General features: G+C 38.9%; 10 protein-coding genes. 1 reads left to right on the top strand and 9 read right to left on the bottom strand.

The window, feature by feature from the left end; genetic code table 11:
- Positions 1-80: 80 nt before the first annotated feature.
- The 4 genes from ABES03_RS17995 to mce form a co-directional block, all read right to left on the bottom strand.
- Entirely contained in the window at positions 81-1,358 is a 1,278-nt protein-coding gene (locus ABES03_RS17995; protein WP_430119172.1) for a DNA polymerase IV, read from the bottom strand.
- A 74-nt stretch (positions 1,359-1,432) separates the two neighbouring features.
- Positions 1,433-2,554: a tripeptidase T gene (locus ABES03_RS18000; RefSeq protein ID WP_430119173.1), complete on the bottom strand. Its 1,122-nt coding sequence runs from the start codon at positions 2,552-2,554 to the stop codon at positions 1,433-1,435.
- Positions 2,555-2,687: 133 nt separating this feature from the next.
- Positions 2,688-4,238: an acyl-CoA carboxylase subunit beta gene (locus tag ABES03_RS18005; protein ID WP_335545046.1), complete on the bottom strand. Its 1,551-nt coding sequence runs from the start codon at positions 4,236-4,238 to the stop codon at positions 2,688-2,690.
- A gap of 1 nt (position 4,239) precedes the next feature.
- Positions 4,240-4,653, bottom strand: coding sequence for a methylmalonyl-CoA epimerase (gene mce / locus ABES03_RS18010; protein WP_430119175.1), 414 nt, complete (start codon positions 4,651-4,653; stop codon positions 4,240-4,242).
- Between the two features lie 161 nt (positions 4,654-4,814).
- Between mce and prli42 the strand changes: the two genes are divergently transcribed.
- Entirely contained in the window at positions 4,815-4,913 is a 99-nt protein-coding gene (gene prli42, locus ABES03_RS18015) for a stressosome-associated protein Prli42 (protein ID WP_308083271.1), read from the top strand.
- A 41-nt stretch (positions 4,914-4,954) separates the two neighbouring features.
- Here prli42 and ABES03_RS18020 read toward each other — a convergent pair whose 3' ends face one another.
- The 5 genes from ABES03_RS18020 to ABES03_RS18040 form a co-directional block, all read right to left on the bottom strand.
- Entirely contained in the window at positions 4,955-5,467 is a 513-nt protein-coding gene (locus ABES03_RS18020) for a L,D-transpeptidase (RefSeq protein ID WP_430119177.1), read from the bottom strand.
- Positions 5,468-5,490: 23 nt separating this feature from the next.
- Positions 5,491-6,477, bottom strand: coding sequence for an aromatic acid exporter family protein (locus ABES03_RS18025; protein ID WP_430119179.1), 987 nt, complete (start codon positions 6,475-6,477; stop codon positions 5,491-5,493).
- Positions 6,478-6,764: 287 nt separating this feature from the next.
- Positions 6,765-7,487 carry an amino acid ABC transporter ATP-binding protein gene (locus tag ABES03_RS18030; RefSeq protein WP_430119181.1) on the bottom strand — a complete coding sequence of 241 codons (723 nt, stop codon included), beginning with the start codon at positions 7,485-7,487 and terminating at the stop codon, positions 6,765-6,767.
- Positions 7,480-8,139, bottom strand: a complete 660-nt coding sequence (locus ABES03_RS18035) for an amino acid ABC transporter permease (RefSeq protein ID WP_430119183.1) — start codon at positions 8,137-8,139, stop codon at positions 7,480-7,482. The genes ABES03_RS18030 and ABES03_RS18035 overlap by 8 nt, the downstream gene beginning before the upstream one ends.
- Positions 8,140-8,186: 47 nt before the next feature.
- Positions 8,187-8,954, bottom strand: a complete 768-nt coding sequence (locus ABES03_RS18040; RefSeq protein WP_430119185.1) for a transporter substrate-binding domain-containing protein — start codon at positions 8,952-8,954, stop codon at positions 8,187-8,189.
- Positions 8,955-9,308 lie beyond the last annotated feature (354 nt).

A 9,308-nucleotide genomic window follows, 5' to 3' on the forward strand; every position in this document is an offset into this window, starting at 1 on the left:
CTGGACAATTCTCAAAGTCGAATTTTATACTTACCCAATGTCAAAAAGCTCCACTTTGATTCCTTACAAAGTGGAGCTTTTTAGTCTTCTTCTTTATTTTTCATCGGGAAAGTACGAAGAAAATCCTTATTGAAACTCGTTGCTGTCCCTACATTATGTGAAGGATCCACCTTGTGGGAACCAGCATTTTCAATTATATCTTTTCCATATTTCTCTCGGAGATTAGAAAGTGTTTTAAGTAGTGGCTCTTTTTTCGCATCCTTTTCAAAGGAAAATAAATCTAACTGCTTATATGCATGGTCTTGGTCCACTAAATCATTGCCAGTAATACCTAATAAACGAACGGGATCCCCATTCCAGGATTTTAAAAAGAGCTGTTTTGCAAAAACAGAAAGGTCCTCTTTATGATTTATAGGGTTAGGAAGTTTCTTACTTCTTGTAATCGTTCTTCTGTCTTTATACCGAATCGTAATACCCAAAGTAGTTGCAAGGACGTTTTTTCGCTTTAACCTAACAGAAACGGTTTCAGCCAGTGAATCTAACACACGGTAAAGCTCGTGTTGATTACTTACATCCCGAGGAAGCGTGGTCGAATTACCGATACTTTTAAACTCCTCAATAGATCCAGGATCAACCGGTCTTTTGTCGATACCGTTGGCTCTTTCTTTGATCCGGATTCCGTTAATACCAAGAAGTGATTTAAGTTGAATTTCATTGCCTTTTGCTAAATCCCCAATCGTGTGTATTCCGATCGTCGTTAACTTTTCTGCTGTTTTTTTCCCGACACCATGCATTTCATTTGTATTTAATGGCCACAAAATCTTCGGAATATCACGCTTACGAAGAATCGTAATGCCCATCGGTTTTCTCATATCAGAAGCCATTTTAGCCAAAAACTTATTCGGAGCAATGCCGATACTGCAAGGCAAATCCAATTGTTCTAGAACTCTTTTTTGAATACTTTCAGCAATGTCAATAGGACTGCCAAATTCAAAGCTCTCTGTAATATCTAGATAGCCTTCGTCTATCGAAACAGGTTCCACCAGTTCTGTATACTGTCTAAGAATATCAAACATCCCCATGGATGCTGCCCGGTACCTCTCAAAGTTCGGTTTCATCACGATTAACTGGGGACATAATTTCTTTGCTTCCCATAGCGGCATCGTTGTTTTTACACCGAATTTCCTTGCTTCATAACTGCAAGTTACAATAATCCCGCGTCTTTCTTCCACATTTCCAGCAATTGCTAATGGCTTCCCTTTTAAGTTAGGATCATAGGCCATTTCTACGGAAGCGTAAAAGCTGTTCATATCCACATGTAAAATGACTCGTCCGTTCTTTGGATACATATCCTTCATGTTAATCATCCTTAAACCATTTATAGGTCTAGTATAGCAAAAAGGAGAGTCTAAGACCCTCCTTTAAACTTTTCTTATTGATTGGCTACTTCATCAATAATAGCTAGCGTCATTTCAGCCAGCTTGTATAGCTCTTCAAGTGGCATGCGCTCATTTGTTGTATGGATTTCTTCGTAACCAACAGCAAGATTTACTGTTGGAATTCCAAATCCTGCAATTACGTTAGCGTCGCTGCCTCCGCCACTATGCTGAAGTTCACAGCTGCGGCCAATTTTTGCTGCTGCTTTACGAGCAATCTCAACCACAAGATCGCCTTCGCCAAATTTGAAGCCAGGGTACATAACTTCTATATCGACTTCAGCTCTGCCGCCCATATCAGCAGCAACTGTTTCAAATGCTTCCTTCATCTTGCTTACCTGTGCCTGCATTTTTTCAGGTATAAGTGAACGAGCTTCCGCTAAGATATCCACACGGTCACACACGATATTGGTCGCCTGCCCGCCTTCAAAACGACCAATATTAGCAGTCGTTTCATGGTCAATTCTGCCTAACGGCATTTTAGCAATGGATTTTGCTGCAATCGTAATGGCAGAAATACCTTTTTCAGGAGCAACACCTGCATGTGCTGTTTTTCCGTAAATAACTGTCTTCACTTTTGCTTGTGTTGGAGCCGCTACAACCACATTACCAACTAAGCCATCGCTATCAAGAGCATAGCCATACTTTGCCTTCATTAATGAAGGGTCAAGCGCTTTTGCCCCTACTAAACCGGACTCTTCCCCTACCGTAATAACGAATTGTATTAAACCGTGCGGTAGATTTTGTTCTTTTAAAAGACGGATGGTTTCTAGCATAACAGAAATACCAGTTTTGTCGTCTGCCCCTAGAATGGTCGTGCCATCTGTAACCACGTAACCATCTTTAATAGAAGGCTTTACCCCTTTAGCAGGTGTAACTGTGTCCATATGGCAAGTAAAATAAATTGGATCTACACCCTCTTTAGTTGCTGGAAGCGTACAAACTAAGTTTCCTGCTCCATGTCCCGTTACAGACATGGTATCATCTTCAAAAACTTCAAGACCTAAATCTGAAAATTTTTGTTTTAAAACCTTTGCAATTTCAGTCTCAAATTTCGTTTCTGAGTCAATTTGCACAAGCTCTAAAAATTCATTTAAAAGACGTTCTTGATTCACCATTTGATTGACCCTCCAATATATGTACTTACAATCGTCAAGGATAAAGCGCCTAAACAAGGCGCTTTACACTTTTTCTATTTCAGTATACCTCTTTCTTACGAATATCATCAAATGAAAGAGCATCTGATTAATCTTAAAGCGGGATATTTCCGTGTTTTTTATATGGACGTGACTCTTTTTTATTTCTCAGCATCTCTAAAGCCTGAATAATTTTGATTCTAGTTTCACGAGGATCAATGACATCATCCACCATTCCCCTGCTGGCAGCCACATATGGATTAGCAAACTTTTCACGATATTCATCAATTTTTTGCTGACGTGTCAGTTCAGGATTTTCACTATTATTAATCTCCTTGGCAAAAATAATATTAGCTGCACCTTGAGGACCCATGACCGCGATCTCAGCATTTGGCCAAGCAAATACCAAGTCTGCACCAATTGACTTGCTATTTAGAGCAACATAAGCTCCGCCGTATGCTTTTCTTAAAATAACGGTCAGCTTTGGTACAGTTGCTTCTGAATAAGCGAATAATATCTTGGCACCATGACGAATAATTCCACCATGCTCCTGTTTAACCCCAGGAAAGAATCCAGTCACATCCTCGAATGTTATGATTGGAATATTAAAAGAATCGCAGGTTCTAATAAAGCGGGCGGCTTTATCTGAAGAGTCAATATCCAAGCCTCCAGCCATCACTTTTGGCTGATTACAAACAAGCCCTACTGATTCCCCTTTAATCCTTGCAAAGCCAACGACTATATTTTTAGCAAAATCCTTTTGTATTTCCATAAAGGAATCCGCATCAGTCACTTGTTCAATTACCTTACGGACATCATACGGGCGAACCGCGTCAAATGGAATCACATCCGTTAAATCGGGACGGTAATCATTTTCATGCTCCACTTCCTGTTTTGGCGGTTTTTCTTCATTGTTCTGAGGGAGATAGCTTAATAGCTTGCGCACATTTTGTAATACTTCTTCTTCTGAATTTGCTTGGAAATGGGCATTTCCACTGATCGAATTATGAACATTTGCCCCACCTAAATCTTCCGCAGAGATTTTCTCACCGGTTACTGTTTCAATGACCTTCGGCCCAGTTATGAACATTTGGCTTGTTTTTTCAACCATAAATACAAAATCGGTAATGGCTGGAGAATAAACAGCACCACCAGCACACGGTCCCATTATTACGGAGATTTGCGGAATGACACCTGAATAAATAGCATTTCGATAAAAGATATGACCATAACCATCAAGTGAAACGACACCTTCTTGAATTCTTGCTCCACCAGAGTCGTTCAACCCAACAAACGGAGTGCCATTTTTAGCAGCTAAATCCATGACGTTCGCAATTTTTTTCGCATGCATTTCCCCTAATGCACCACCAAAAACCGTGAAATCCTGAGAGAATAAATAAATGGGACGGCCGTTCACTTTCCCAAACCCTGTTACAACACCATCACCAGGTCCTTTCTGTTCATCCAACCCAAAGTCATTTGTGCGATGTTCGATAAACGGGTTCAACTCGACGAACGTCCCTTTGTCAACTAGGAGTTCAATTCGTTCTCTAGCCGTTAGTTTTCCTTTTTCATGCTGTTTGTCAATTCGTTCATCCCCGCCACCAAGCTCCACTTCTCTGCGCTTATCGTATAATTCACTTATTTTTTCGTAGATGTCTAACATTTTACCCCTTCATCCCTTTCTTTTCGCATAACTCATACAAAACACCGGTAGACGATTTTGGATGCATAAAGGCTATATGTGCGCCGCCTGCTCCAAGTCTTGGCTGTTGATCAATCATCTGAATGCCTTTTTCTTTCATTTCACTGATTCTTTCTTCAATCGATTCCACGCCCAACGCCACATGGTGAATACCTTCTCCACGCTTTTGAATAAATTTAGCAATCGGACTTTCCTCAGAAGTCGGTTCAAGCAGTTCGAGTTTGGTCCCACCAGCTTCTAAAAAAGCGACTTTTACTTTTTGGCTCTCAACCTCTTCTATTCCTAATAAAGAGAGCTGTAATACATTTGTATAAAATGGTAGTGTATTCTCAAGAGATCTCACGGCAATTCCAATATGGTCGACTTTTCTAATCATATATACCCCTCTGTTCCAATATTAAAATAAATTCGACAATTACTCTTATTCGGTAAAAAGTTCATAAATCCTTCCTAAATTACTTAGTTGTTCCGTTGTTCATTTAGGCTTTTCCCTGTAAAATAGAAATAAAGCCAAATACAATAAGGGAGGTACCTAAATTGACTAAAAAGAAAACAAGAAAAATCATTGTTTATTTGATGCTTTTTGCGATGCTTGCTTCCACCCTCCTAATCGGAATCGGCACCTTCTTGTCATAAACATATAAAAGGGACTGTTCGAAAACGAACAGTCCCTTTCCTCATTTAATTGCCCCTTGTTCTTGTGCTAGAGCCTCAAATGTTTTTTTAGAGGACACGACTAATATTTTTGTTCCTACCGGAATTAACGGAAATAAAGAAGAAACAACCTCATTTTGGGTGCGAATACAGCCCTGTGAGACATACTTGCCTATGGAAGCTGGCTGGTTTGTTCCATGGATTCCATAGGTTCTGCCATCAGTTCCCTTTGCATCAAAGCCAATCCATCTAGCCCCCAGTGGGTTTTTAGGATCTCCCCCTGGAATATTCTCTTTTCGAAAATAGGGTTCTTTTGCCTTTACAGTAATGGTAAAAAGACCTTCTGGGGTTAATTCCTGTGTCTTTCCTGTCCCGACACTAACCACTGTTTGTACTTTATTCTCATTAATAAAGGCTAGTTCATTTCTACTTTTATTCACAATTACAAAAGGATCACCTGGCATAGGGTTTGGCCCTAATGGCCAAATGGGTGAGATGAAAAAAGCAATCAGGATCGGCGATAAGAGTTTAATCAAAACAGCCACCTGCCTTTTTTTACCTAGTTTGCTTCGATTTTCTTTTTTTCATGCATCTTGGTTTTCGCTTTAAAAGAGCTTTTGATGATAAGATACTCATTCATCTCATTTACTAATTGCAGTAATGCAGCGCGTGTTTCAAATTCTTCTCTCGTTTTTGGAAGCTCCATCTCTTCAAATTCTTTTTTCATTTCTCTTAATTTCTCTATATAGATATGAGCAGTGTTTCCCGGATGGATATTCAGAGAGAGTTCTTCCAGAAAGTCAGCGACCATTTTCCCTTGCTTAACCGTTTTAGTTAAAGAGGTAACCATAGGTAACACGCGTTCAATAATTTCAAACTGTTTTTCTCTCATTTTAAAATAATGAAAATAAGTAGTTTCTTCGCGTAAAAAATGATTCTCCACATCTCTAAATGCTAACGTTTTTGCCTCATCAAGCAGGCGGGAACATTCGGTAATTTCTTTTCCATCCCATGTACTATCTCCCGTTCGTAAATACCGAACCATTTCACAAAGAATAACCTTAAAGTTTTCCTCCACTTTAACTTGATAATTTTTCAGCTTACTATCAACACTCGGCATATAAAGATTAATAAGGAGGGCGACGCCTATTCCGATCACAATAACACCAAGTTCATTGAAAAAAATATCCATTGAAATCTTTTGGGCCATATATATATGTAGAATAATAACACTGCTTGTAACCACACCATCCTTCGCTTTTAACATGACAATGGTAGGGATAAAGAAAAGCAGCATCACACCAATAACAATCGGATGATACGAAATCCCCTCAAAAAAAACTGCTGAGAAGGGCATTGCTAATACACAGGCCAAAAAACGATCCCATGCCGTACGAAGGGATCTCCTTTTGGTCACTTGGATACAAAGGATTGTTAGAATGCCTGCAGAAGCGAAATTATGTAATCCCAGCTGTTGAGCAATAAGAATGGCAATAGCTGTGCCAACAGCAGTTTTTAACGTTCGATACCCAATGCGAAATTTCATTTCAGTTCTCCTTAAAAAGATGGCTGTGTTAAAGAACATTGTTGATTTTTATACTCTGTTGATTGGAGCGGAAGGCGCGAAGACTCCTGTGGGAGTACGGTTCAGGGGGAGACCCCGCAGGCGCAAGCGCCGAGGAGGCTCGCCGAAACGCCCACGGAAAGCGAAGCGCCTGGAGCGGAAATCAACAGACAAATTTAACAGAGCAAAAAAATAAAAGATGATCTTTAAGACCATCTTTAACATATCTCTATTTATGCACCTTTTGCAAGTAATCACCGTTTTAACCACTAAAGAACTTTTTCTAAAAAGTCCTTTGCTCTGCCTGTGCGAGGATTAGTAAAGAATTCATCCGGCGTGCCTTCCTCTAAAAGCACCCCATCATCAAGAAACATAATACGATCAGAAACCTCTCTTGCAAATCCCATTTCGTGTGTGACGATGGCCATGGTCATTCCTGACTGTGCAAGGTCCTTCATTACATTTAATACTTCCTTAACCATTTCAGGGTCAAGTGCTGACGTAGGCTCATCAAATAACATTAATTGTGGTTCCATTGCAAGAGCTCGCGCAATGGCAACCCGTTGCTTCTGTCCGCCTGAAAGGTTATTTGGATAAGCCGATTCTTTTTCGCTAAGGCCCACTTTGGCAAGCAGCTCCCGAGCTTTTTTTTCTGCAGTCTCTCGACTTTCCCCTTTTACTTTCATCGGAGCATAGGTTAAGTTTTCTAACACTGTCTTATGTGGAAACAAATAAAAGTGCTGAAAAACCATACCGATTTGTTCACGAACCTTCATAATGTTTGTTTTTGAATCGGTAATCTCTTGGCCATTGATCCATACTTTCCCTTGCGTCGGTGTTTCTAGCAAATTTAAGCAGCGAAGAAAGGTGGATTTTCCAGAACCTGATGGTCCAATAATAGAAACTACTTCCCCACTATTAATATTAGTAGAAATATTCTTTAATACTTCGTTTTCCCCGAATTTTTTATGGAGGTTTTCAACTTTAATCACTATATTTCATCCTCCTTTCAACCCGCTTACCAATTAACGTTAGCACCATCACTAATACCCAATAAATTAACCCAACAAATATTAATGGTTCGAAGTTTCGATACGTATCAGCGCCAACAACCTGTGCACGTCGCATTAAATCTAAATAACCAATGGTTGAAACGATAGCTGATTCTTTTGTTAAAGTAATAAATTCATTCATAAGTGCCGGTAAGATATTTTTTAAGGCTTGCGGTAAAATAAGATCCTTCATCATCAGACTATATGGAACACCAAGTGCCTGGGCTGCTTCTGTTTGTCCTTTATCAACCGCTTGGATTCCTGCGCGAATGATTTCAGAGACATAGGCAGAAGAGTTTAACCCAAAGGCTAAGATGGATGATAAAAATGGTGAAATATCATAGCCTGTTAATTGTGGAATCGCAAAATAAATCAACATTAATTGTAAAATCAAAGGTGTCCCACGAAAAATAGATGTATAAAAATCGCCGAACCAATTTAAAACCTTTAAACGTGAAATTTTAAGTAAAGCTATAATTGTCCCTAGGACAAATCCAAAAATAATAGATATAATAACAAATTTTAATGTTACCCATATTCCTTCTAAGATAAAAGGAATATAAGGCACAATTTGGCTAAAATCCAAATTCATGCCTTACACCTCACTTCAATATTTTGTTTACATTCCTGTTGTGAAAATTACTGTTGGTCTTTTAACCACTTATCCTTTAATTCTTGAAGCTTTCCGTTTTCTTCTAACTTCTTAAGAGCTTTATTTACATCCTCTTTTAGATCGCTTCCTTTAGGGAAGGCAACCGCCATACCTGGAGAACTAGATGTTGGATCATCAAATCCTGCTAGTCCTTGTTCCTTAATATATCCAGTTGCAACTGATTTATCTAAATAAGCAACTTGAACGCGATCTGATAATAATTCTTGAATTAACGTAGTTGAGTTATCTAATGGCTTAAGTGTGAAATCAATTTTTTCTTGTATTTTTTTGGCACCCTCTTCTTGAATAGTACCAAGCTGGACAGCAACTGTTTTTCCTTTTAGGTCATCGATTGTTTTAACAGTAGAATCTTTTTTTGTAATAAACATTTCACCAGAGTGGTTATATGCAGTTGAGAAATCAACATTCTTTTGACGCTTTTCTGTCGCTGACATTCCAGCAAGAACCATATCCACACGTTTTGCTTGTAATGCACCAATTAGTCCATCGAATTTCATGTCTTTAATTTCAAGCTTGTACCCTAATTCATCAGCAATCGCTTTTGCTAAATCAATATCGAAACCAACAATTTTTCCTGCTTTATCTCTTGATTCAAATGGTGCAAAGTCAGCAGATGTTGCCATTGTTAATACCTTTTTGTCTCCGCTTGTTGCCCCATCCTTATTGCTTTGTCCGCATGCAGACAAAACTACTAATGTAAAAATAATGGATAAGAATAAAATAGACTTTTTCATGTTGTTTCCCCCTATTTAGTTTACATATGTTTTTCATTCGTATTTGAATTTTTATTCAACAAAACGAATAATAACACATGCTTTTACATTTGAAAAGATATTATTTTAATATAAAAATATTCTAAAAATTTAAATATATTAAAAACAAGGCTCTGTTAAACTTGCCTGTTGATTTCCGCTCCAGACGCTTCGCTTTCCGTGGGTGTTTCGGCGAGCCTCCTCGGCGCTTGCGCCTGCGGGGTCTCCCCTGAACCATACTCCCACAGGAGTCTTCGCGTCTTCCGCTCCAATCAACAGGGCAAAAAACTATCATTTTAATCAAAGCCTAATTTTCCACTTTTTTTATACCTACCG

It is taken from the genome of Neobacillus rhizosphaerae (genome assembly GCF_050477885.1).
GTDB classification, from domain to species: domain Bacteria; phylum Bacillota; class Bacilli; order Bacillales; family Cytobacillaceae; genus Neobacillus; species Neobacillus rhizosphaerae_A.